21 protein-coding genes are annotated in these 25774 nt (G+C 49.9%); 1 reads left to right on the forward strand and 20 read right to left on the reverse strand.

All coding sequences use genetic code 11. The annotated features are described in order from the left end of the window. Nucleotides 1-93: 93 nt before the first annotated feature. The 12 genes from JWG88_RS04525 to JWG88_RS04580 form a co-directional block, all read right to left on the reverse strand. The gene (locus JWG88_RS04525) at nucleotides 94-1797 is read right to left on the reverse strand and encodes an acyl-CoA dehydrogenase family protein (protein ID WP_205232524.1); all 1704 of its coding nucleotides are present in this window, start codon (nucleotides 1795-1797) and stop codon (nucleotides 94-96) included. A gap of 260 nt (nucleotides 1798-2057) precedes the next feature. Continuing rightward, complete coding sequence (locus tag JWG88_RS04530; RefSeq protein WP_205232525.1) at nucleotides 2058-2573, reverse strand: DUF4442 domain-containing protein; 516 nt, start codon at nucleotides 2571-2573, stop codon at nucleotides 2058-2060. Beyond that, nucleotides 2573-4573, reverse strand: coding sequence for an oxidoreductase (locus tag JWG88_RS04535; protein WP_205232526.1), 2001 nt, complete (start codon nucleotides 4571-4573; stop codon nucleotides 2573-2575). Before JWG88_RS04535 ends, JWG88_RS04530 begins: the two co-directional genes overlap by 1 nt. Before the next feature lie 3 nt (nucleotides 4574-4576). Then, on the reverse strand, nucleotides 4577-5575 hold the full coding sequence (locus tag JWG88_RS04540) for an MBL fold metallo-hydrolase (protein ID WP_205232527.1): 999 nt from the start codon (nucleotides 5573-5575) through the stop codon (nucleotides 4577-4579). Between the two features lie 253 nt (nucleotides 5576-5828). Continuing rightward, nucleotides 5829-7604 carry an acyl-CoA dehydrogenase FadE gene (locus tag JWG88_RS04545; RefSeq protein WP_205232528.1) on the reverse strand — a complete coding sequence of 592 codons (1776 nt, stop codon included), beginning with the start codon at nucleotides 7602-7604 and terminating at the stop codon, nucleotides 5829-5831. 160 nt (nucleotides 7605-7764) lie between these two features. Next, a complete protein-coding gene (locus JWG88_RS04550) occupies nucleotides 7765-8937 on the reverse strand; it encodes a thiolase family protein (protein WP_205232529.1) in 1173 nt (390 codons plus the stop codon). A gap of 35 nt (nucleotides 8938-8972) precedes the next feature. Beyond that, a complete protein-coding gene (locus JWG88_RS04555; protein ID WP_205232530.1) occupies nucleotides 8973-11363 on the reverse strand; it encodes a 3-hydroxyacyl-CoA dehydrogenase/enoyl-CoA hydratase family protein in 2391 nt (796 codons plus the stop codon). Then, nucleotides 11360-13219 (reverse strand): AMP-dependent synthetase/ligase, encoded by a 1860-nt coding sequence (locus JWG88_RS04560; RefSeq protein WP_205232531.1) that lies wholly within the window; start codon nucleotides 13217-13219, stop codon nucleotides 11360-11362. Before JWG88_RS04560 ends, JWG88_RS04555 begins: the two co-directional genes overlap by 4 nt. Nucleotides 13220-13602: 383 nt before the next feature. Continuing rightward, nucleotides 13603-14157 carry an NUDIX hydrolase gene (locus JWG88_RS04565; RefSeq protein ID WP_205232532.1) on the reverse strand — a complete coding sequence of 185 codons (555 nt, stop codon included), beginning with the start codon at nucleotides 14155-14157 and terminating at the stop codon, nucleotides 13603-13605. Next, nucleotides 14150-15574, reverse strand: coding sequence for a Si-specific NAD(P)(+) transhydrogenase (gene sthA / locus JWG88_RS04570; protein ID WP_205232533.1), 1425 nt, complete (start codon nucleotides 15572-15574; stop codon nucleotides 14150-14152). Before sthA ends, JWG88_RS04565 begins: the two co-directional genes overlap by 8 nt. Nucleotides 15575-15626: 52 nt before the next feature. Beyond that, a complete protein-coding gene (locus JWG88_RS04575; protein WP_205232534.1) occupies nucleotides 15627-16394 on the reverse strand; it encodes an NRDE family protein in 768 nt (255 codons plus the stop codon). A gap of 2 nt (nucleotides 16395-16396) precedes the next feature. Continuing rightward, nucleotides 16397-17086, reverse strand: coding sequence for an NUDIX hydrolase (locus tag JWG88_RS04580; RefSeq protein ID WP_205232535.1), 690 nt, complete (start codon nucleotides 17084-17086; stop codon nucleotides 16397-16399). Between the two features lie 343 nt (nucleotides 17087-17429). Between JWG88_RS04580 and JWG88_RS04585 the strand changes: the two genes are divergently transcribed. Beyond that, nucleotides 17430-18299, forward strand: coding sequence for a radical SAM protein (locus tag JWG88_RS04585; RefSeq protein ID WP_205232536.1), 870 nt, complete (start codon nucleotides 17430-17432; stop codon nucleotides 18297-18299). Nucleotides 18300-18311: 12 nt separating this feature from the next. Here the strand turns inward: JWG88_RS04585 and JWG88_RS04590 are convergent, their stop codons facing one another. The 8 genes from JWG88_RS04590 to guaA form a co-directional block, all read right to left on the reverse strand. Next, complete coding sequence (locus JWG88_RS04590; RefSeq protein WP_205232537.1) at nucleotides 18312-18632, reverse strand: transcriptional regulator; 321 nt, start codon at nucleotides 18630-18632, stop codon at nucleotides 18312-18314. Beyond that, nucleotides 18598-19305, reverse strand: a complete 708-nt coding sequence (gene rnhA / locus JWG88_RS04595; protein WP_205232538.1) for a ribonuclease HI — start codon at nucleotides 19303-19305, stop codon at nucleotides 18598-18600. The genes JWG88_RS04590 and rnhA overlap by 35 nt, the downstream gene beginning before the upstream one ends. A gap of 182 nt (nucleotides 19306-19487) precedes the next feature. Then, a complete protein-coding gene (gene yajC / locus JWG88_RS04600; protein WP_205232539.1) occupies nucleotides 19488-19829 on the reverse strand; it encodes a preprotein translocase subunit YajC in 342 nt (113 codons plus the stop codon). 104 nt (nucleotides 19830-19933) lie between these two features. Continuing rightward, entirely contained in the window at nucleotides 19934-21049 is a 1116-nt protein-coding gene (gene tgt, locus JWG88_RS04605) for a tRNA guanosine(34) transglycosylase Tgt (RefSeq protein WP_205233223.1), read from the reverse strand. A gap of 5 nt (nucleotides 21050-21054) precedes the next feature. Next, nucleotides 21055-22122, reverse strand: a complete 1068-nt coding sequence (locus tag JWG88_RS04610; RefSeq protein ID WP_205232540.1) for a phosphotransferase enzyme family protein — start codon at nucleotides 22120-22122, stop codon at nucleotides 21055-21057. 82 nt (nucleotides 22123-22204) lie between these two features. Then, the gene (locus JWG88_RS04615; protein WP_205232541.1) at nucleotides 22205-23197 is read right to left on the reverse strand and encodes a glucokinase; all 993 of its coding nucleotides are present in this window, start codon (nucleotides 23195-23197) and stop codon (nucleotides 22205-22207) included. Nucleotides 23198-23339: 142 nt separating this feature from the next. Then, the gene (locus tag JWG88_RS04620) at nucleotides 23340-24104 is read right to left on the reverse strand and encodes a LabA-like NYN domain-containing protein (RefSeq protein WP_205232542.1); all 765 of its coding nucleotides are present in this window, start codon (nucleotides 24102-24104) and stop codon (nucleotides 23340-23342) included. Between the two features lie 49 nt (nucleotides 24105-24153). Then, entirely contained in the window at nucleotides 24154-25704 is a 1551-nt protein-coding gene (gene guaA / locus JWG88_RS04625) for a glutamine-hydrolyzing GMP synthase (protein ID WP_205232543.1), read from the reverse strand. Between the last annotated feature and the right edge of the window lie 70 nt (nucleotides 25705-25774).

Raw genomic sequence — 25774 nt, forward strand, 5'->3', positions numbered from 1 at the left:
TGTCCATAAGCAGGGTGGTTAGCTATACATTAGGTATGCTGGACGCCTTGATTCGTGGACAGATGGTGTGCTGCTGAATAGTTACCTCCTTCTCTACATATTCATGCGATAGGCATCCTTCAGGGAAAGTACCTGTTCCTGAAAAACCCGGTTGAAAGCGTCCTGATCCCTCTTCGGCTTGATGATCATTTTTTTGAAAATTTCTTCCTGCTCATCACTGTTATCATATCCCAGCACCATCTGCAAAGCAGAGTTGGAAAAGTCACGGATCAGGAAGCTGAATATCTGCTCCAGCAGGTCATCATCCACTCCATACTCATCTTTATGCTCAAGGATAAGCTGCGCGTAGACTATCAGGGTAAAAAGTTCGCCTGCGGCCAGCATATAATCGATATTGGCGCTCTGCTCCTTTGAGGGCGGCGCGCTGATCAGCAAGGAACGGAAGAGTTCAACCTGCTCTTTGAAGATATCTATATTGGCCGAGCTCACGCCACGATAGGCAAGCCGGTAATCGGGAAAGCGGACATCGGCCAACCCGCCGGTATACTGATGAAAGAGATAGGAATCATCACCCTCTTCTTTTTTCACGGGAATCTCAGGATAGTCGAGCGGCTCAAAAAAGTAGTTGCGCACAAATTTGATGATCAGCGCCATATTAACGTGCTCGGTACCTTCGAGCTTGGGCAGCATGCCGATATCACGAATGGCCATTTCGAAATAGGTGTCCTGCTCGTAGCCCTTGGCGGCTATAACCTCATGGAGAAGACCGACAACCTTTTCGCCCTGGCCGGTAACCTTCATTTTGACAATCGGGTTAAAAAGCAGATATCTCCGATCCTGATCGGAAGCAGCGCGCAGATAATCAGCGGCACGATGGGCAAACAGCTTCATTGCCGCCAGGCGGGCATAGGATTCGGTGAAAAGCTTTTTGACATGAGGAAAATCCGTAACTTTGCGATGATAAAGCTCTCTTGATGCCGCATGATTGAGTGCCTCATAAAAGGCGTGCGTAGCGATGCCGATGGAGGCACAGCCCAGTTCATATTTGCCGATATTGACGGTATTCAAAGACGAGTTCCAGGCGAGTTTTCCCCGGGAGAGAATATCCGCCTCGGTGATAGGATAGTCATGCAGGGCATATTCGGAGACATAGGCCTGGCGCACCCCGGATGTATCAATCTTTTTCACGCATTCATACTGCGGGTGATCGGAACGAACCGCAAAGAAGACATACTCATCGCTGCCGTCTATTTTAGCAAAGGTCGATACCAGGGCGGCGCAGTTACCGTTGCCGATGTAATATTTAGAGCCTCGGGCCAGATAGCTGCCGTCTTCCTGGGGATAGAGCTTCATTTCGCTGGAGTAGAGGTCGGCGCCATGCTCCTTTTCGGAAAGGCCGAAGGCAAAAACTCCGCCGTCCCGCAGCATTTGCGCGGTCTTCTTCTTGATTTCCTCGTTGTCCCCCATCCAGATAGGGCCCAGGCCCAGAATAGTCACCTGCCAGGCATACCAGTAACAGAGGCCGTAAAAGGCCAGCACTTCGTTATATTCACTGAGGCGCCACATATCCCATCGGGTGGTACCATCCCCATATTCCTGTGGAGTAAGCAGGGTGGCAAATATCTTTTCTTTCTTAATAAACTGCAGAAAATCCTCATACCAGATCATGGACTGATCATCTTCCTTTATTTTCTGCAACCCTTTGTTCTCAAAGAATTGGATGGTTTTCTCCACCAATTCACGCGAGAGTGCATCAGCATGGTCTCGCTGGTATTTCGACGGGTTAAAGAGTATCACTTTGATTAATCTCCCCTGTATATTTTTAAATATGATTACCCTTGAAACTCAGCATCTCCTGGCCCAGGCCGGGACTGCTCTTTTCATCGGGACGCCTTAAACCCGTCCATGGGGGCTTCGCTGCAGCCGTCCGGGCTGCAGAGACCCATGAAAAGAGCAGTCCCTACCTTGAGCTGAGGCTTAGAGGTAATAAGGTTTTAAATTCAAATTGGTTACGCCTTCTGAATCCCGCCATCAGCGAAACCTCTCAGTCGGCCCTGTCATATCTTGGTACGCACCCTGTTCCAGCGCTTTACCTGCCATGTCGTTCTCACCTCGGCCACTGTATTCTCCATGACATCCCGCACCACCGTTTTCATCTCAATGGTTGTCGCCTCACGGTCTGCCAGGGGCAGTAATACTTCCTTGTGCAACCGCTCTTCACTCAACTGCGCCGAGGCAATAATATCCTTTTTAGCCTGGTAGAAATACTCTGCATCCAGTTTCGACATGATGAGGCGATACTGTACCGGGTCCAGGTTGGTGAGCAGCAGGAATCCTGCTGAAAATTCCGCTGCAGTGGCAATCGCACAGGCATGAATTCCCTTTATATGATTAAAATTGCTTCGGCGATAAGGGGCAAACGTGCTGATTTTTTCCGCATCAATTTCGATAACACGGAATTTATGCGGACTGTTAAAAGGAATGGTTCGGGACAGCAGTATATTCAGGACATAGAGCCAGAAAGCCGATTTCCCGGCCCTTGCCATGAGAAAAGAAAGAAGTGTTGCCCCCATTATACGATTTCCAGACCTGCCCTGAATCCATGATGCGTTGCCTCGAGTACGGTTGCCGGTTTTGAGGCATCGCCTATCACTGTGCAGAAGATGTTCAACTCTTTGGCGGCCTTCTGCAAGGAATTGTCGGGGAGGGTGCCAACCGCCAGAATGACGGTATCGGCCGGGATCATTTCCTCCTTGCCGCCCTTTTCAATGAGGACTCCATCCTTTTCGATGCGGATGACCCGGGACTCCACTCTGGTGTTGACCCCGAAGCGCTGCACGTCCTGGAGCATTGACCACCTGGTGGATCTGCCGAAATTATTGCCGAGCTTGTCCTGAAGCTCGATGAGCGTCACCTTTTTGCTGCCCTGCAGGGCGAGTTCCATCATGGCATTGAGGGACTCGGCACCGTTGACGAGCAGAAATTTCAATTCCTCCCCGGAGAGAGTGCCCTGTTCCGCCACCATGAGCGCGGTCTCGACACCTACCGCACCCCCGCCAATAATGACGATATTTTCACCCGGTACCCACTTCTTTTTGAGAACGTCCCACGCCTGGACCACGTGATCCATGTCGGCGCCTTCAATTACCGGGAAAATTGGGGTGCCGCCACTGGCCACAATGACGGTATGAGGCTTTTCCTCCAGCAGTAGGGCCCCGTCAACTTCGGTATTGAGGATGACCCTGACCGTGGAATCGGCAAGTTTTGCCGTCAAATCATCAGCGAGCACCAGAAATTCCCGCCTTCCCGGAGAGGCACCGGCAAGACGAAGTTGACCGCCCAGCTGCATGTCTTTTTCATACAGCGTCACCTCGTGACCCTTGGCTGCAGCAGCCAGAGCTGCATTAATACCTCCGGGACCGCCGCCGACCACCATCACCTTTCGCGGCAGCGCTGTTGTGGTAAAATTCAAGTCCTGCTCATGTCCCGCCAGGGGATTACAGAGGCACTCGACCGCCTTCATCTTGATGAGATTGTCGAAGCATCCCTGGCCGCAGGCAACGCAGTGGAGAATTTTCCGCTCCTCTCCCTTCCGTGCCTTATTGGGCAGTTCGGCATCGGCAATCAGGGCTCTGCCCATGGCCACCAGATCACAGTACCCTTCGGCGATTAGTCTGCGCCCGGTCTGCGGATCGTTGATTCGATGGCTGGCAATCACCGGGACAGCCACCTGTTTTTTCATCTCCCGCGCCATATAGGCAAAGACGCCCCGGGGAACCTTGGTGACGATCTGGGGAATTTGTGCCTCATGCCAGCCCACGTTGATGCAGAGAGCATCCACGCCTGCCTCGGCAAGCTTCACACCAAAGTACTGCAACTCATCCCTGCTCGAACCGCCTTCCATAAAATCATTGCCGTTAATGCGGACCAGCAGCGGAAAATCACCAATCTGTGAGCGCACTGAACGGATTATTTCAAGCCCGAAGCGCAAACGGTTCTCGAGAGAGCCACCATACTGATCATGCCGCTTATTGGTAAGGGGAGAGAGAAACTCACTAATTAGGTAGCCAGTGCCCGCCAGGATCTCCACCATATCAAAGCCCGCATTGACTACTCGCTGAGCAGCGTCGGCAAAACTCTGCTGCACGGCGGCAATATCTTCCGCTTCCATCTCCCGCGGGGTTTCCCGGGTCAATCGTGAGGCTATGGCACTGGGAGCCACCGGCTTTTGGCCGCCTAGAAAAAACGAGTGGTTGTAGCGCCCGGCATGATTGAGTTGCACGGCAGCTGCGGCTCCGCCCGAATGAATTACCGCCGCAAGTTCTTGAAGGCCAGGAAGAAAGCTGTCGTCATGGGCGCCGATATTGCCCCTGTTCCCGGAGAGTCGATCGACAGTGGCATATCCCACGCTTATCAACCCTGCTCCGCCCTCGGCCCTTTTCCGGTAGAACTCGAGCAGCTGCTCGGTCACCATGGAATTGTGGCACATGTTCATATGCATGGCAGGCATGAATATACGGTTTTTTACGAGCAGAGAACCGATGGTAATTGGCTGGAATAAAGGATCAATCATGTTTTATACTCCCTGACCTGATACAGCGGTGGTATACAATGGTTCGACCTGATGAAAAAGGTTGATCTCCACAAGTGATTTTTTCAGCAGTTCCGGATGGTGCAGGAAATCCTGCATAAAGATGATTTCCGAGGCCTTGAGGTAGACATGAAACGGCTCCTTGACGGAGTCGGCAAAGAGCCGTTCGATGACTTCAGCCACATTGGCATGGCGGCCATACTCTCCCAGCTGCCGTACCCGGCCCAGCATCTTGGAAACATAAAAGAGAAGGGAATCATCGACACTATCGATATTATTGCGATGCCCGGGACAGATTTGTTTCCCCCTGAGCTTTGCCAGTTTAAGAAGGGTTGCGCAGTAGGCTTCATAATTTTTGAAGCGCTCCCCGGTCTCCAGGTCGGCATCGAGAAGCGGTGACTGAAAAACTCCCCTGAGCAGCACATCCCCGGTTACCGCCCAATTTTCGGCATGGTCGGCGTTGTCTTCGGCGCTGTCTTCGGTGCCGTCTTCGGTATAGTAGACAATATCGCTCTGGGAGTGGCCCGGACATCCCTGAAAAAAGATATCCAGATGCCGCGGCATTTCATCTTCGACGATGCTGAATTTCTTAGGAAAGTCCGGAAAGATCCTGCCGTCGGCGAGGCTACGGTGCAATTCATCAAGATAATCGCCGCTGAAGCCGAGATTTTGGAGGACGACATACATATCGTGCAGCCTCTCTTCATGGGCAACCATCTTCAGGCCATCTCGATAGGGAATGAAAATCCGGGCCCCGGTTTCCTTTTCAAGCCAACTCGCCAAACCGTAATGATCGATATGACAATGGGTCATGAAGATATACTTGAGCCTGCTCAAATCTATATTCTCGGCAAGATATCTCCTGCTTGCCGCGGTAGGCGGGCCGGTATCGAAGAGGATCAGTTCACTGCCTCTTTCCGCCGTATAACAGTGAACAGGGCCTACCATATAGGGAGTATTGATGGTATGCTGTTGAATTACCATGCTTTCCTCAACTAGATACGAAACAAAAAGAGCCTCTTCGGCTCTTTGATTCCTCTGGAGCACGAACACCCGAAACTGCAGACACAGACACTGGTCGTGTCTGTGTCTGCAAGGGAGATCTCCCGGTTTTTTCGGAGTAAGGTACTAACCCAGCTGAGCTGGATAAGTACCTTGGCAGTATGCTTAACGGGTTGTCTGTTAAAGTACTTTCCGTTTTCTTGTTTTTTTATAACGGTTTTTCAGGAGTAAGGTACTAAAAGAGATATTTTTCCTCTTCACATGCAGCCTCGGCAAGCAACCGCTTGGCCTGAAGGAGACCGCCGGCATCATATTTGGTGAAGCGCCGTACACCGGAGAGAATCATGGTCAGGGTATCGCCTTCTTCAACATAGAAGGCACCTTTACGTGCGGCCGTTCCCGCTATTTCCGCTGCTTCAAAGGCAAACACCTTGACGGCTGCAAGATAGAGCTCTTTTTTGCGCTCGGAGGCTGCCTCATAATTTTTCTCGGCACGGAGAACCGCACTTTCCAGAGCAAAAATCTGAATGGCCAGATCGGCCGCGGTCATCAGAATTTCCTGCTCATTGGCCAACTTGTCCATATATTTCTGTACCCCCGCTCCCGCCAGGATGAGGAAAAGAGTCTTCAGATTTTTGAGGAGTTCTTTTTCCGCGGCGAAAGGCTTGTCCTCGATCTCTTCAAAGCTCGGGGTCATCAGGGATTCGAAGGCCTTCATCGCTTCAGCCTGCAGAGGCAGCTCGCCCTTCATGGCTTTTCTAAGAATCATTCCCGGGATAAGAAGGCGGTTGATCTCATTGGTGCCTTCGAAGATCCTGTTGATACGCTCGTCGCGATAGTACCTTTCGGCGGGATACTCGCTGACATATCCATAACCACCGTGAATCTGGACAACCTCATCGACTGTTTTGGCCAGCACTTCCGAACAGAAGACCTTGGAAATTCCGCATTCCGGAGCATATTCTTCTATGGCTTTAAGGTATTCTTCGTAATAGTTGTCGATGGATTTATCAATGGTGGCGATTTTGTTATCAAGCAGACCGGCCAGCCGGTAAACCAGTGATTCCGATGCATATATGCCAGCAGTAAGATTGGCAATTTTCTCTTTAATTGCGCCGAACTGGCTGATCGGAGTATTAAACTGCTTGCGCTCGTTGGCATATTTGATGCCTTCCACCATCGCCATTTTGGCCGCGCCTGTTACCCCTGCCCCAAGCTTAAAGCGTCCTATATTGAGGACGTTGAAAGCAATTTTGTGCCCTTTACCGGCTTCGCCGAGAAGGTTCTCCACGGGGACCTTGCAGTTATCAAGGATGATCTGCGTGGTCGAGGATCCTTTAATACCCAGTTTCTTTTCTTCAGCTCCCACCACCAGACCCTCGAAACTTTTCTCCACCAGAAAGGCGGTAAAATGCTCCTTATCGATTTTGGCAAAAACAGTGAACAGCTCGGCAAAACCGCCGTTGGTGATAAACTGTTTGGTACCGTTGAGGATATAATGCTTGCCGTCCTCGGAAAGAACCGCCGAGGCCTGCGCCCCCAGAGCGTCGCTGCCCGATCCCGGTTCGGTAAGACAATAGGCGGCACACCATTCACCGGAAGTGATTTTCTCCAGATACTTTTCCTTCTGTTCATGCGTTCCATAATAAATCAGAGGCAGGGTACCGATTCCGGAGTGTGCCGAAAAGGCAACCGAAAATGAACCGCCCATGGAAATTTTCTCTCCAACCAGCATGGAGGTGGCCTTGTCGAGTTCCAACCCGCCGTACTCCTCCGGTGCATCCATCATCAGCAGTCCCAGTTCGCCGCACTTTTTCATACCCTCGATGACCAGATCGAAGTTCTGTTTTTCAATCTCGTCTATATGGGGGAAAATCTCATTGATGATGAATTGCTCAGTGGTTTCACCAATCTGCTTCTGCTCATCACTGAATTCTTCCGGAGTAAAGACATCCTCGCAGGGAACTTCGGCTATCAGGTATTCGCCGCCTTTCAAAATTTTTTCAGCCATTTTTATCTTCCTTATATGTAGAGACAACTCATGATAATCCTGGAATGGTCATTCAGGAAGTACATCCGGAATGACCTGAGGGTTTCCACGAACAATCTTTTTTTCTTTGAGTACTCTTAGAATTATATCGTAAAAAGTCATTGAAGGTGCCGGGATGGACTCATAGTTTCTCGTAAATTCCGGCTGCACCCATGCCGCCGCCGATACACATGGAAACCAGACCGTATTTCGACTGACGCCGGCCCATCTCGTGCAGCAGTGTTGCCGTCAGTTTTGCTCCGGTGCATCCCAGAGGATGACCCAGGGCGATGGCACCGCCGTTGACATTGATGATTTCCTGATTTAAGCCAAGCTCTTGAATGATCGCCAGGGCCTGAGCGGCAAAGGCTTCATTCAGCTCGATCAGATCAATGTCGCCAAGCTGCATACCGGCCATTTTCAGGACAGCCGGGATAGCTGCTATCGGGCCTATTCCCATAACCTCCGGAGCAACACCCTTGACGGCGTAAGCGACGAATCTGGCAAAAGGATCCTTGCCGATCTCTTTGAGAAAATCTTCCGATACCACCATTGAAACGGCAGCGCCATCCGTGGTCTGGGAGGAGTTGCCGGCGGTGACAGGACCACCTAGCTTGAAAACGGAGCGAAGTTTGGCCAAAACATCAGGGGTGGTTCCTTCACGGACACCATCGTCTATCTTGACCAGCTCCTTATCTCGCTTGATCTTGCCGTTAACCAGTGTGTCTCTTTCGACCTCAACAGGAATGATCTCATCCTCGAAACGGCCTGCATTTATAGCGGCAGCTGCTTTGGCATGGCTGGCTGCGGCAAATTCATCCATTGCCTCACGGCTGATATTATATTGTTCCGCAACCAGTTCAGCGGTGATGCCCATGGATGAAAAGGATTCGGGCCAGTTCTCAACCAATCCCGGATTGGCGCTGTATTTATTGCCGCCCATGGGAACGGACGACATGGACTCGGCACCGCCGGCGATGATGCAGTCGGCAAAACCCAGCATGACTCTTTCCGCCGCCATGGAAATGGTCTGGATACCGGAGCAGCAGAAGCGGTTAATAGTCTGGCCTGGTACTTCCTTGGGAAGCCCCGCTTTCATTGCAGCGACGCGGCCCATATTCATACCCTGCTCAGCTTCCGGGAAAGCGCAGCCGAGATAGACATCTTCGATCCTCTGCGGATCCACGTCGGTACGCTCCATAAGTCCCTTGATTGCCATGGCGGCAAGGTCATCGGGACGTACGTCTTTCAATTTTCCTTTATTGGCTCGGCAACCTGGTGTGCGGTAGCTTGCCAGTATATAGGCTTGTTTCATATCTAGTCCTCCCACATGGGTAGTGAATTTAGTAATTAGTTGCGCAACGGCTTCCCTGTCTTCAGCATATGCTGAATACGCTCGGATGTCTTCTTGTTGCTGCAAAGCTTGAGGAAAGCCTCTCTTTCAAGCTTCAACAGATATTCTTCCGAAATCAAGGTACCGCCGTTCACATCACCACCGCAAAGAACCTCGGCGATTATGCCGCCCATTTCAGCTTCATATTCGGTAACGAAATTACCCATTTTCATATTCCAGAGCTGACTCTTGATACTGGCGGCAACACTGCGTCCCGGGGCAGGAATATTCTCACGGGGTTTTTTGGGCCGGTAGTTGTTGGCCAACCCGATCACCTTCTTCTTGGCATCCGCGATAAGCCTGTCGATATCCATGGTAATGGAATCGTTATGACGCATGTAGCCCATGTCGTAGAGTTCGGCTGCACCCATGGATACCTTGGCCATGCCTATCAGTTCGAAGTTTTTGAATATAAACGGGGTAACATCGGTTTTATATTGAGTGGCCAGATCGACCGCCCTCAGACACATTTCCTTGGTACCGCCGCCTGCAGGCAGTAATCCGACACCGATTTCAACCAGTCCCATATAGGTTTCCGCATGGGCATTGACGGCATCCGAATGGAGGGTGAATTCACAACCGCCGCCGAGAGCCATGGCGAATGGTGCGGCAACAACGGGCACCTTGGCGTATTTGACGGCCATGGTCGCCTTTTGGAAGGAGCTGATAACCATGTTCACATCTTCAAAAGCACCTTCGGCAAGGGCCACGGCCAGCATCATCAGATTTGCGCCCACGGAGAAATTTACCCCCTGGTTTCCGATAACAAGACCTATACCTTCATTCTCGGCACGCTTCACGGCTTTGTGAGTCATAGCGAGAATGTCGCCGCTGATGGCATTCATCTTCGAGTGAAACTCAAAGCCGAAGACACCGTCACCAAGATCAAGAATTGAACAATTGGCATTTTTTTCGACGACATTGCCGGGTCGACGCTTGAGAATCTCCAGCTTGATCTGGTCTTCATAGAGCGGTACCGGCTTGTAGACTCCCTCCTGCAGATCATAAAACTCCTGCATGCCTTCCTCGGTGAATCTATAGAATGATTCCAACTTCTTCAGGGATTCCGGAACCGCAATTCCATCTTTTTCGGCCCGCTTGACAAACTTGGCTACGCCAATGGCATCGAGCATCTGAAAGGGACCGATTTCCCAGTTGAAGCCCCACTTCATGGCATTGTCGATATTGACCACGTCATCGGCTATCTCCGGAATACGGTTCACGGTATAGATCAGGGTGTCGCGCAATGATCGCCAGGCAAATTCGGCGCCCTTGTCGGTGCCGGCCATGACCATCTTGATTTTCTGGCCCGGATCGTCAACCTGCTTGACAGCCATGACCGAAGGGAACTTAGGTTTTTCAAGAGGCTTGTATTCTCCGGCTTTATAGTCGTAGTAGTAGATCAATCGTTTGCCGTCGACCATCTTCTTGGTATAAAAACCTTTTTTGGTTTTATTGCCATGTTGGCCCTTTTCAATCATTTTCTGCATGAAGTCCGGAACCTTGAAAACCTCGCGCTCTTCATCGTCAGGGAGAAGTCCATAGGTGTTTTCAGCGATATGCCCCAAGGTATCCAGTCCGACCAGATCCACCGTTCTGAAGGCTGCGCTCTTCGGCCTGGCCGTTGCCGGTCCGGCGACACTGTCAACCTCCTCGACCGTCATCTCCAGATCAACCATATGCTCTATGCCTTTATAAATGGCATAAACGCCGATGCGGTTGGCGATAAAGTTGGGAGTGTCCTTGGCATAGACGATTCCCTTGCCCAGACGCCTGTTGATAAATTCAGCCATGCCGGAAATCACCTCGGGATCGGCATCCTTACAGCCGACGATCTCCATCAGATGCATATATCGCGGCGGATTGAAAAAATGGGTTACCAGGAAATTTCTGCGAATCTCGGCAGGGAGCGCCTCCGCCATATCATTTATGGAAAGCCCACTGGTGTTCGTTGACAGAATTGCACCCGGAGAAATATGGGGCACCAGCTTCTCCAGAAGGTCGAGCTTGATAGGCATATGTTCGACCACCACTTCGATGATCCAGTCGCATTCCTGCAGTTTTGCCAGATCGTCTTCAAAATTTCCTACTTCAATCTGCTTGGCATACTCCTTCAGATAAAAAGGAGCGGGTTTCATTTTGAGCAGGTCCTGAAGTCCCTTAGTGGCAATACGATTGCGAACAACCGGACTCTCAAGGGACAAGCCCTTGGCCTTCTCCTGCTCCGTCAATTCTCTGGGAACGATATCAAGCATGACAACGTCCAGTCCTGCGTTGGCCAGATGGGCTGCGATGGTCGCACCCATTACACCGGCGCCGAGTACTGCTACTCGATTAATCTGCCTCATTTTAATCCTCCATGTGTAGTTTCCGGCTTACCATTGGAGCCATTACCATTATTTCCATACATTTCTTCAATCCGGTCTTTGTAAATAGTGTAGATATCCTTGCGCTTCAACTTCAGGGTGGGAGTAACTTCTCCACCTTCAATCGTGAACTCTCGGGGAAGTAGAACAAACTTCTTTATCGTTTCATAGGAAGGCAGGGAGGCATTGAACTCAGCTACCCTCCCCTGGTATAACTCCATGACCCTGGTATGGGTAACCAGTTCTTCCATATCAATATAGTCGAGCTTCTCTTCCCTGGCAAAATCTATAAGCCTTTCAATATTGGGGGTAAGAAGAGCAACCAGGTAGGGCTTGGCATCGCCGAAGACATAAGACTGCGAGATATATTTATCAAGTTTCAGCTCATTCTCAAGCGGCTGAGGTGCGATGTTTTTGCCGCCGGCGGTGACGATTATTTCTTTTTTCCTGTCAACTATATAGACAAAACCCTCCTCATCCACCCTGGCAATATCACCTGTAAGGAGCCAGCCGTCCTGGAAGGTTTCCTCTGTCGCCTTTTTATTGCGATAGTATCCATCCATCACCTGAGGCCCTCTGACCAGGAGTTCACCGTCGGCGGCAACCTTCACCTCGGTATGCTGCAGTGGTTTCCCGACCGCATCGAAGCGGACATCCCGTATATTGGTCAAGGTCAGCGCAGGGCTGGTCTCCGTCAGCCCATAGCCTGTAAAAACAGGGATGCCGATGGCCCACATAAATTCATTAATAGTCTTATCCAACGGGGCTCCGCCGCAGAGAAAAAATCGCAACTTGCCGCCAAAACGATCACGAACCTTCTTAAAGACAAGTTTATCGAAAAAGCGGTACTTCAGGCCGAGAAGCCCTGTCGGCTTTTTGTCTATATATTTTAATCTTACGTATTTTTTCCCCACCTCTACGGCATAGTGAAAAAGGGCCTGCCGCGGTTTGGGCATCTGGTGGACGCTCTCATACACTCTTGAGTATATTTTTTCAAAAAGCCTGGGAACGCTGACCATTGCCGTCGGGCGGATCTCGATAATATTCTCCATAACCTTCTGCACATTTTCAGCAAAGGCTATATGGCTGCCGCTGTAGATTGCCGCATAATAGCCACCGGTTCTTTCCAGCACATGGCTTAAGGGCAGAAAGCTGAGAAAGGTTTCCTGGCGGTCCAGCGGATGCCCCAGCTGCTTCAGTCCATAAATGGTATCGAAGAGGATATTTTCCTGAGAAAGCATGACCCCTTTCGGTACTCCGGTAGTGCCCGAGGTATATATGATTGTGATGAGATCCTTCAGGGAGATAGCATCTATCTGCGCCTCGATAACCTCTTTTTCTTCCTCAGAAAGCGGATGGGAAACCTCGGAAAGCTGATACTGCGTAAAGACCGGGAAACTCCGATCCCCAAGGAATCTCTCATAGGATATTATCAGATCGACATCGGGAATTCGGTCCCGGACCGAGAGCAGCTTCTCGTATTGAGCTCTGGTGGAAACAAAAACGACCTTTGCCGAAGAGTGATTTATGACGTAAGCCGCCTGTTCGCCTGTATTGGTAGCATAAATGGGAACTGTTATTGCCTCGGCACATTGAATACCAAAATCCGAGATGGCCCAGCCGAGACGATTTTCCGAGAAAATGGCCACCCGGTCCCCCGGCTCCACTCCTGCTTTACGTAATCCTCGAGCCAACATTAAGACTCTCTCGTAAAATTGGCCATAGGTGAGGGAAAGATATGTATTTCTCTTTTTATAACTGATTGCCGTCCTATCCTTGTAACGTCTTGCATTTTCTTTCAAAACAGCAGGAATGGATTGAAACAACAGCTCGTTCATAACCTTCTTCTCCCTTGACGTTGAGGTACCTCTCGCCCATCCAGACGAACGCTTACGTAAATTACTAAGGGCTGATTTCCCTCCCCTTATACCTTACCTTTACGTTTAAGTCAATGTTAAATATTATCTGTATCTCATATCAATTATTCTGGAACGAAAATGGGATTTTCCTGATCACACCTAGGCCGGGAAATCAGCAAAACGTTAGGACAGTGCTGTCTGGAGGACCTTATTCAACTCATCTTGGTTAAGATATAGAAAATACCGTATGAAGAACAGAAAGGATTCGTCTCCGCATGAAGATTGGACAAAGACGACTACCTCGACAACTTCGATGGCTTCACGAAATCATCATGAAAAAAGAATTTAAAAAGCGGCGATATCTACTTCTGCACCATTACCTCATAAAACATCAGAGCATTGAGGACTAGTCCGTGGGTGATCTGTGCGGAAGTTATAAGTTCATTCACCTCTAAGTAGGGTACTACCACAACTTCAATATCCTCCATCTCATCCATGGATTGTCCCCTGCTGTATTCTGCATTTTCCACCAGGACCGTAAAGCAGCGGTTATTCTGGATGGCGGGATTGGGGCAAACCTCCCCGATTATCCTGGCGTTGCGCCCGACATATCCCGTTTCTTCAAGCAGTTCACGCTGGCCTGCAGCAAGTGGAGATTCGCCCTTCTCCACTGCACCTCCGGGAATCTCCAGTTCTACCCGTCGGGAACCGAAACGAAACTGTTTTACCAGCACTATTTCATGAGCGGCGGTAATGGCTATTACATTGACCCAATCCGGGAAATCAATACGATAAAACAAGTCTTCCCGATCGGTTCGATGGTTGCGCACCCTGGCAGAGACAATGCTCCCGACTCTGGTTTTCAGAAGGGTTTCCTCATCATAAATCAGAAGCTCTTCCGCCGTCTTTTCATTCATCTCCGCACCTGTCTGATTCGATATGGCAGATATTATCCTCCTGCAGCTTGTTAAGACCATTAAAAGCCGCCACCTTATAGGCCTCAGCCAAGGTTGGATAATTAAAGACCGTATCCCGGAAATATTGAAGAGTCCCGCCGAGGGCGAGAACCGCCTGGCCGATATGGATCAGTTCGGCTGCCTGTTCTCCTATAATATGGACGCCGAAAAGCTTCAATGTTTTCGGGTCAAAAAGTATTTTCACAAACCCTGATTTCACTCCCAGAATCTGTCCTTTAGCCAATTCATCATAGCGGGCCGTTCCGAATTCATAGGGTATTTTAGCGTCGGTGAGTTCCTGTTCGGTCTTGCCTACCATGGAAATTTCGGGAATGGTATAGATGCCATAGGGCAGCAGTTCATGGGATGTTTTGGCGGGATGACAAAACATATTGCAGCTGGCCAGTCGCCCCTGCTCCATGGAGGTCGCTGCAAGAGCAGGAAAACCGATCACATCTCCCGCTGCATAGATATGGTCAATATTAGTCTGGAAGTCTTCGTTGACACTGATCCTGCCCTTTTTATCGGTTTTCAGGCCAATTGCCTCCAGATTGAGTGTATCTGTATTAGTCTGCCTGCCGACAGCATAGAGAAAGGTGTCGCCGCGAATCACTTTTCCGCTTTCAAGGGTGACTTTTACCTGGTTGTTTCTTTCCTTTTCCACATGTGCCAGGGTTTCGCCGAGACGAAAAACCGTATGCTGTTCCATCAGGCTGAATTTCAGCCGATCAATGATCTCCCGGTCGACAAAGCCGAGAATCTCCGTCCGCTGATCGATAATTGTGACGCCGATGCCCATAGCGGCAAACATGGAGGCATATTCAAGTCCGATCACACCTGCCCCTACTACAATGAGCTTTTTAGGCAGATCAGTGAGGTCGAGGATCTGATCGACATCGATAACGGTTTCACCGTCAAAAGGAATATTGGCATGCCGTATCGGATGCGTGCCGCAGGCTATAAGAATATTATCGGCGGTAAGCACCTGCTCATTTCCTTCGCCGATAACGACAACCGTCTTCTCGTTCCGGAAATGCGCTGTACCGAAGAACATCTGAACATGGTTACGTTTCAGCTGGTCTCTGATCACCGACATTTCGCGCTCCTCAACCATACGGACCCGCATAATCAGGTCTTCATGATTAATCTCCTCCTTGACGGTATAATCGTGACCGTAAAAAGCCCTCTGATGCAGCCCGAACAGGAAGAGGATCGCCTCCCGCAGGGTTTTACTGGGAATTGTGCCGCCATGTAGCGACACTCCACCGTACATCGCCTGCCTGTCGATGATGGCAACGCTGCGGCCAAGCTTTGCCGCAGCAATCGCTCCCTTCTGGCCGGCCGGGCCGGAACCGATTACAATCAGGTCAAAATGCATGATGGTGCTCCTTTTTTTACCGACAGTGACAAAATCCCCGGTGACAGCCTGCCTACCTCGGTGTAAATCTCTTGACGATCTCAGACTTTTCGACTCCTAAACCAGGAATATAGGTACGTTCATGGAAACTGATCACGCCGTCATCCGCAATCATCAAAACCGCAGATGAACGGGTACCGTAAGTTTCACCACAAATGAAGATGGGGGAGAGCATCTTTTCCCATTCCTGGTTCAGACCGGTATCCGGCAGGCTGTTTAGAGGCGGCCGCAAAGTATCACCCAGCACACCGAAAAGATCTTCCACAGTAAAGCTTTCATACCGCAGCACATCTTCAAAAAGCATTTTGCCGCGCTTAACCTTGGGCCAGGAACTATCGAGCAGGTGATTACTCAAGCCGTAGATACCGGCGGACAACCGCCTGGAGGTCACAAACCTGTTGGAATAATAATAGAGTTCCTCCTCGTCTCCTAAAAGAAGATTAAACCCTCTATAGCTTTGATCTTCGGCTGCAAGAGTCTGGAGGAAATTTTGATAATCATCGTTTTCCGTTAAAAAATGGGGAATAATCTCTCCTCTTGATCGGGCAGAGACGGAATTTTGCACCATTTCCCTGTAATTGGTCAGGGCGGCGAATTTTCCCTGCCGGTTCACACCGAGCCAGGTCCCTCCGGCTTGCAGATCCCTGCCACCAAGAATCTGTTGATCATCTCCCCACCAGCACAGCGGTGCCGTAGGCCTGAGGTGAAATTCATCACGGTTTGCAGCCAGAATGAAGCGATACCCCGGGGTGCTTTTATATGAAAAGAGGATAATGCACATTGCTATACCATCCTTTCCGGCTCGCTGTTTTGCGGGAGGGCTGTGGTCACGACATTTTCGACAATAGCAGCCGTCAACCCCCAGATAATGTCCGGTTTTCGGCGATATACAACGACGCGCTTCATCCACTCACTCCTGTTGTCCTTATAGTGTCGAGGCAAACCCAGCTCTTCGACGGGAAGCAGAATGTGTTTTTTCCCGTCTCCATCGACATAGGACGACTGGATCTCGACCCGGGTCCGGTAAACCTCAGGAGGGTTGTGGTAAAACCAGGATACGGGGACGGTAAATACCTCATCTACCTCTTCGCTATCCAGGGTGAGGCTGCCGACATCCTCCAGCTTAAGTACACCAAGAAAGCATTCCACAATTATTCCCCGGGGAGAAACAAGAGTATCCAGCTGTCCGATGACATCAACCATCTCCCGCGCCAGCCCCAGCTCTTCTTCAACCTCACGCAGAGCGGTTTCGAGGCCGTCGGAATCATTTGAATGATCGACATGACCCCCGGGAAAGCAGACCTCACTGCCCTGGCGAATGTAGGGGGCTCGCTTTTCAAAGAGGAAATGTTCTTCACCTTCTAAATAAATCAGTGGAACAAGTATTGCCGAAGAGTGATATTCATCTCTTCCCAGGATTCCCGGTATCTGAGGCATTCTCTGTCGCAGCACCTCCAAACGGCTGTTCTTCATTCATTCTCCTCTTTGATCGTTATAACAGATAACCAAATCAATCCTTTCAGCAATCTAGCATCATAATTCGTTATCTGATTACCCGTGAAACTCAGCATTTTCTGGCCCAGACCGGGACTGCTTTTTTTCATCGAGACGCCAATAACCCGTCCATGGGGCTTCAGCCGTCCGGGCTGGACTGCAGAGACCAGTGAAAAGAGCAGTCCCGAGCTTGAGCTGAGGATTAGAGGTAATCAGGATGAGTTATCTACTTTTGCCGGTAAAAAAACATTTTACCAGAACACTACCTCCATGGTACTCTTTTATACATTTATAGATCAATTCTATGTTCAGGAGCAAATACATGCAATACGAAGGAAATATTTTCAGGCCGCCAAGCGAAGCCGCCAGCATCCTTCTTCAGGTTACCACCGGCTGCTCCCACAACAAATGTACATTCTGCAGAATGTACAAAGAGCAGCCCTTCAAAATCAAAAGCGATGAGAAAATCCTCCAGGATATTCTCTTTGCCGCGCAATATTGCAAAAACCAGAAACGTCTTTTCCTTTGCGACGGCGATGTGCTCTCTCTTTCGCACAAGCGGCTATCGGCCATTCTCAAGCTCATCCGCAAACACCTCCCCTGGACCACCAGAGTGGGTGTCTACGCCAATACCAAAAGCATCTATAACAAAAGCGTGGAACAGTTGAGCGAGCTGCGCGATCTTGGCCTGAAAATTGCTTATATGGGATTGGAAACCGGAGATGATCAGACCCTGCAGGCTATTAACAAAGGGGCAAATGCCCAACGCATGATTGAAATGGGACAAAAAATCAGAAAGGCAGGGATCAAGCTGTCCGTCACTGTCCTTCTGGGAATCGCCGGAAAACAGAGATCCTCCATCCATGCCGTCGAAACGGGCAGGGTGCTGACGGCAATTGATCCGGAATTTGTCGGCGCCCTCAGTCTGATGCTGGTACCGGGCACTCCTTTATACCAGGAGCACCGCCAGGGATTATTTTCTCTGCCGGAACCATTGGAGATGCTCGAGGAAATAAAGATAATGCTGCAAAATACCTCCCTCACCGAAGGGTATTTCCATGCTAATCATGCCTCAAATTATCTTCCCATCAAAGCCCGGCTGCCCGATGACAAGGCGGCAACTCTCAAACTGATCGAGAATGCCCTTCAGGGAAGGGTGGGACTTAAGCCGGAATATTTGCGTGGATTGTAAAGGATATGACAATTAACGCAGTGAAAACTCAGCCATGCGAATATGGCTTTCCTTGCATTTTGGACATCGTCCGGGCCGGTCGAGGCGGTCTCTTTTCTTAAAAATATAGCCGCAGCTCAGGCACTGATAGGGGCGAACCATGATTTTCTCGCCGCCGGTGGATTTTTTAACGTGCTCGAGATGGGAAAACACCTCGCGCTCCTGGATGGACAACTCTGCGGAAAGATCGAGAGAGGTCCATTCGCCCTGCTGCAGAAGTTCGATTAGTTGCTGCCGTATCGTTGCCGCTCGTTCCATATCAACAGACCAGATCGTTACGCTCGTATTCTTCATCCGGCAGCAATTGGCTCCCTCTGGCACAGCTGACGGCAAGCCTGTCGCAGCGTTCGTTGAGCTGATTACCGGCATGTCCGCGAACCCATTGAAAATTTACCTGGAGATCTTCCGTAAGGCCGAGCAGCTCCTCCCATAAGTCCCTGTTTATTGCAGGCTTTCCATCTGACTTTCGCCAGCCTTTTCTACTCCAGTTCTTCGCCCAGCCTTTGGTGATTCCGTTGACGACATAGGATGAGTCAGAATAGAGGGTAATTTTTTCACGGCTGCCTTCGAGCTCACGCAAAGCGGTGATGCAGGCCATGAGTTCCATACGATTGTTGGTGGTGAGCCTGTAGCCGCCGCATATTTCCTTTTCCTTTCCGTTAAAAAGGATTATTACCCCATAACCGCCGGGTCCCGGATTGTTGAGCGCACCTCCGTCCGTATACACGGTTATCCCGCCTTTCCCATGGTGTGGCGCTGCGGCGAGAGGTTTCTTCTTTACGGCTCGGGAAGAGCTGTCATTGTCCGAGTCGCTGCTTTCCAGCCATTTCATGGCCTCGGTTTCGGTGGCAAATCCTTTAAATTTTGCCCCCGGATACCCTTTCACCTGGGCTTCTGTCTCACTCCAGGTGTTATAGATACCAGGTGAAATACCCTGCTTAACCGCGTAATATTTTTTTTTGGACATATGATGTGTGCCTGTATGTCGAAATTTTTCGAAGTCGGAGTTTATGCCCGCAAGGGGTGCTTATCGCGAAGCCATCATCATAACAATGTCTTAAAACAAAAAAAGTGATAAAGCCCCGAGGCTTTATCACTTTTCCAGTCAACTGCCGGCAGGTCTGCTAAAACTCAGCAGCCTCTGATTCCTCAGGAACCGCCTTTCTTTTTGGTCGCAGGGGCAGCTTCCGCCGCTGCAGCGCTTCCGCCTATGGCATCACGGGAAACCTTCACCCGGATGTCTTTGGCGATTTCCATGGTAATCACGGTATCGGTCAAACCGGTGATTGTTCCATGAATGCCGCCACGGGTAACGACTTTGTCTCCGCTTTTGAGCTCGCTTAGAAACTTCTGATGCTGTTTAGCCTGCTTTTGCTGGGGTCGGATGAGCAGAAAATAAAAAACCACGAAAATTAAAATTAATGGCAAAAATGATGCAAACCCTCCAGCTCCACCAGCTCCGGGAGCGGCGGCATAGGCGATACCTGTCATAACTCTTCCTCCAATGGGACATTGTGACTGACACGGAGTTTCTTTCCAATGCCATTATAGTACATGAATAAATCGATTTTTTCTTCAATAGTTGAGTAGAATAATCATTCGCTCTCAAGCCTGCCATAAAAATCTTCACGAAATCGGGCAAAACTGTCGATTTCTATGGATTTCCTGATTTGCTCCATGAGATTGAGGTAGTAATGCAGATTATGGATAGTGTTGAGATGATAACTGAGAATTTCCCGACTCACAAAGAGATGGCGTAGATAGGCTCTTGAAAAGTTTTTGCAGGTATAGCAGTCGCACGAACCATCCAACGGTTCTTTATCCTCACGATATTTCGAATTTTTAATGACAATCTTTCCTGTTGAGGTAAACAATGTGCCATTGCGGGCATTCCGCGTCGGCATAACGCAGTCAAACATGTCGATACCCCGCCAGACACCTTCGACAAGATCCTCAGGGGTTCCCACTCCCATCAGATAGACCGCCCGGTCCTGCGGCAGATGCGGTACCGTTACCTCGGTCATTCCATGCATGAGTTCTTTGGGCTCGCCCACGCTGAGTCCTCCGATGGCATACCCGTCAAAGCCTATGTCTATAAGCTCAGCTGCGGACTGCTCCCGTAGTTCAGGATACACTCCTCCCTGAACAATGCCGAAAAGAAGTTGCTCCCTGCTGCTGTGGGCGGACCGGCATCGTGCCGCCCACCTGCTGGTCAGATTTGTTGAATTTACAGTTGTTTTTCTGTCAGCGGGATAAGGGATACAGGTATCAAGACACATCATGACATCAGAGCCCAGCGCCTGCTGTACCGCAATGGCTTCTTCCGGACCAAGAAACAGTTTAGAACCGTCAAGATGTGAACGAAAGGCCGCGCCTTCCTCGGTAATTTTGGCAAGCTGCTGCAGGCTGAAAATCTGAAATCCGCCACTGTCCGTTAAAATTGGTCTATCCCAGTTCATGAATCCATGAAGACCACCGAATTTCTCTATCAGTTTATGACCGGGGCGGATAAAAAGATGGTAGGTGTTGCCGAGAATAATCTGGGCATTCATCTCCTTGAGATTTGCCGGTGAGACTGATTTCACGGTTCCCTGGGTACCCACCGGCATAAAAATCGGGGTCTGAACTACTCCATGGCGGGTTTGCAGTTCTCCTCTTCTGGCACTGCATTCCGAGGAGCGGCAATGGAGCGTAAATGGCGATGCACACATTTTTTCTACCTTTTTTGACATTGTTTTTCGGCGCCAGCCACCAGCCCTTCGATGACTCTGCGTTGACTGGAGATGTTTTCGACAAGTTGGAACTGCACCACGGCCCTGTTGAGATTATCCTCGGGAAGATTCACCTTGAAATATTGGTTTCCCATAAGATAATCAGTTACAAAGCGCACCCCGAGCTCGAAGGATACCAGCAGGAGAGCATCATAAATATGCTCGAGTTCAAAGCGGTCGAGCATTCTCTCTTGCAGATATCCCTCAAGAACGCCAGCCGCCATTGCGGTATTTAAGCCAACTTCAGAACTATTTCTCTCTTCAGACGGGCCACAGCATGAGCGCAGACAATCGCCGATATCATAAAGAACCAGTCCGCTGCCCACTGTGTCCAGATCTATCATGGCAACTGCCTTCTCTGTACTGATGTCAAAGAGTACATTGGAGACCTTGGGGTCGCCATGCACAACCTTTGCCGCAATATTTCCCCGACTTACGGCTGTCTCAAAAAAATTGCCGTATTTTCCATACCGGACGATACACTCAAGACAGAAATGGAGCCTGGACCCGATTTTCTGTGAAAATCCGGCAAGAGCCGTTTCGAAGTTTTGCAGATAGAGAGGAAGATTGTGGAAACCCGGCAGTACCTGCTCCAGTCTGTCTTGCGGCAAGTTTTCAACGCCGTGATGAAACGCGGCGAGGCACCGCCCCACCTGTGAGGCCAGTGCAACGTCACCGATACTCTCATAGACCCTGCTGCCGGCGATATAACTCTGTGCTCTCCAGGTCTCTCCATTGCAGTCGACATACCAGTTTTCACCATGCCTTGTCTTCAATATTCGGGGAAAATGAAAACCTGCCGGGGCAGCACCACTATTCAGATGAGAAGAGACCACGGCGGTGTTCTGCGCGACTTTCCGGGGTTCTCTGAACACCCTGGCGTTTATCCGCTGGATGATGAAAGAGTTTTTTCCGCGGTCCACAAGAAAGGTATCGTTGATGTTGCCCTGACCAAGCTCCACAAATGCACATTGTCCTGCGACGCGGACATATGCCCTGGCTACCTTGTTCAATCGGCCAGACAGTTCTGCCGATATACCGGGAAAATTAGATTGCACTATTCTGAGAGAATTTGCAGATAATAATTAAAGATTGCTATATTTTACTTTTGGCATAGTGCAGACAGCCATACAGATTCGCATGTTTCCTGGTTATGATATACACCGGAATGGACTGCAGCAATGAAGTCATTTTCTCTTTGCGGACGAAGGCTTGGAGAAAAGGCTCCAGGGAAACTTTGCCAAGAAGATGAAGAATGACACCACCCCCTATATAAAGACCTCCCCGGGCATATAATTTTAAAACAAGATTGGCAGCCTCCGAGCCGAGGGCGGCAAGATATCGGTCGATAACCATTGTGCACAAAGGACAAGGTTTTTCGGCGACGGCCCCTTCGACCACAACCGGCGCAAGATCATCCATGGTCTTGACCCTGCGGCGTACCCAATCGACGGCGGTAATATCGCTCATCTCATCATAGTAGTGGTATAATGAGGTTATGCCGGGACCGGCACATACCTGTTCGGCGCTGACATCCGACGATAAATTCCTCATCATCCAGGCAGCGAAGTCCAGTTCTTCCTTGTCCGTAGGGGTGAAGCCGGCATGGCCACCTTCCGTCCCCCTGATTACATAGGAGTCACCGACAGGAACAAGATAGCCCTGTCCCAGTCCTGTTCCCGGTGCAATCACCCCGATGGTCTGATCTGCCATTGCCGAACCGCCCTTCAATTCGACCTTTTCCCTGTCTCGCAGGTGAGGAACCACAGCCGCCAAAGCTGTCAGATCATTGATCAGCATCACCTTCTTCAACGAGAACTGATCCTGCAGGCGCCTTACACTCATCTTCCAGGGAAGATTGGTCATCGAAACGCGGTCGCCTTCTATCACTCCGGCTACGGCAAGGCAGAGATAATCGATGGTGACCGAATATTCCAGGAGAAAGGAGATAATCACTTCCTCAATGCCTGAGAATTCCTCATTGCGGTAGACCGCCTGCATTTTGAATGCATCGGTATCGGTATCAAGATCGCAAAATCCGATTCTGCTCTTTGTTCCACCAAGATCGACTGCCAGCAAATTTGTCACAGAGCCTCCTGTAAACGGTATTTTACCCCCAAGCTCCCTGGCTTCCTGTGAAACCTTCCCGCTGAAAATACAGTTTGAATCATTAATCACATAACAGGCTATGAATGATCTCCTTAAAAGTCATCATAGTTGCCGAGAAGGACTACTCTTCCAACAAGATAATTTCCCAAGCTTCGGTTCTGCTATTATTGGTTTCTGTTTTAACTATGGAAAACTCAAAAATATTAGATGAATCCATAAAGACCGAATCATTGGTAATATCTGATTTGGAGCAGTGGAAGAAGACGGTTTCCGGGATCAACCCGTTTTTCTGCAGAGTAAAATAACGCATAAAGCCGAACCCACGATCGGGATTATAATTCACGGCAGTACCTCGTTGACGGTTTTGCCCCGAAGATGTATGGATGGGGAGCAGGCCGGGAATCAAAAAGCCTGAAAGGTAGCTGTCGGCCACCTCTTTCAGATCGGTGCTGGCGTGCTTAAAGGCGATAACATCCACCCTGCAACCCATATTCTGCAGGGCGAGCACCAGACGTATGAAATCTCCGTCACCGGTCAGCAGAATTATACGGTCCAGGTTTCGAGCCTGCAGCAGTGCATCGATCGCCAGGTCCATATCGGCATTGGCCTTGGTTGTCAGGATTCCTTCATCGTCGACAAAATGCTTCACATATTTTTTTATGACCTTGAAACCGCACTGACGCAGAATATCATGATAACGGTAGAGTTTCTGCTTGTACTCATGGTCGTCTTTAGTACGAGCACGGTCTTCGGCCAGATAGGAATTTGCCCTGAGCAGGACGGAGTTGCCGGTATTGGCCAACTCCACAAGAACGTCATAGCGCATGCCGTATCCTCCGCAGAGACGGATATTTTCGGCATCGACATATATTCCGGTTTTCAACATTTACCTACCTCACTGCATTAAACTCCTCAACACGGACGATCCTTCTCTGTTACTCCCACTCTATAGTTGCCGGCGGCTTGGAAGAGATATCATAAACTACCCTGTTAACTCCCCTCACCTCGTTAATAATCCTTCCTGAAATAATCTGCAGTATTTCATAGGGTAATCTGGACCAATCGGCTGTCATGGCATCCTTGGAATCCACTGCCCGTATGGCAATGACATTCTCATAGGTTCTGAAGTCGCCCATCACACCCACAGTCTGAATCGGCAGCAGCACGGCAAAGGACTGCCACACTTTCCGATAATATCCGCTTTTCTTCATCTCCTCCAGAACAATGACATCCGCCTTTCGCAGAATCTCCAGTCGTTCCGAAGTGATTTCGCCCATAATACGGATTCCCAGGCCCGGCCCGGGGAACGGCTGACGATAGATTGCCTCTTCCGGAAGACCCAGTTCAAGACCGAGTTCCCGCACCTCATCTTTGAAAAGTTCACGCAAAGGTTCAATCAGATCAAGCTTCATAACCTCCGGCAGACCACCCACATTGTGATGTGATTTTATGGGAGCCTCTCCACGAAACGATACAGATTCAATGACATCAGGATAGAGGGTTCCCTGAGCCAGGTAATCGACATCGCCAAGTTTGCTGGCCTCGTCTTCAAATATTTTTATAAACCCCAGGCCTATACGCTTCCGTTTTATCTCCGGATCAATGATTCCCTGAAGCTCGGAGAGGAAAAAATCTTCAGCATCGACATCAATAACCTTCAGCTTGCTTTTTTCCCGAAAGAAACGAAGAATTGATTCAGACTCACCGCTGCGCATCAGGCCGTTATTGACGTATATGCAGGTAAGCTGCTCCCCTATGGCCCGATGCACTATGGCCGCGGTAACGGAAGAGTCCACCCCGCCGGAAAGTGCGCAGATAACCTTGGCGTCACCGACCTTCCTGCGAATTGCCTCGACATTGGACTCTATGAAGGAATGCATGGTCCACTTCGGGCTGCAGGAGCAGATGCCGAATATGAAATTTCTGAGAACATCGTTGCCTATCAGCGTATGAGCAACCTCCGGGTGAAACTGTACCCCGACAAGCGGCCTTTTCATATGTCTGAAAGCGGCAAAAGGTGAATTTTCACTTATTGCCGTTGCGGCAAAGCCGGGCGGCATTCTCTCAACCCTGTCGCCGTGGCTCATCCAGACCTGATGTTTGAAATAGTCGGTTTCAAGTCCAGCAAACAAACCATCTGTAACCTTGACCTGAAGATCCGCCTTGCCGAACTCTCTCTTGCTGGCTTTCTCGACACCTCCGCCGAGCTGCTGCACCATCAATTGAGCACCATAGCAGATGCCTAAGACCGGAATTCCCAGCTCAAAAAGCGCACTGTCGGAGACTGGAGCATCCCGGTCATAGACCGATGAGGGACCGCCGGAGAGCACAATACCCTTGGGTTTCAGAGCAGTAATTTTCTCTATGTCTACGGAGAAAGGATGTATTTCGCAATATACTTTCTGTTCTCTGATGCGCCGGGCGATAAGCTGGGTCGTCTGCGAACCAAAGTCCAGAATGAGAATCATTTCATCATGAATATTCATAACAATCCAATGTTGATTAAAATTAACACTTGCCGGTCAACACATTTTCTGAACCGGGACAGACGCCGGA

The sequence above is a fragment of the Desulfopila inferna genome (assembly GCF_016919005.1).
GTDB classification, from domain to species: domain Bacteria; phylum Desulfobacterota; class Desulfobulbia; order Desulfobulbales; family Desulfocapsaceae; genus Desulfopila_A; species Desulfopila_A inferna.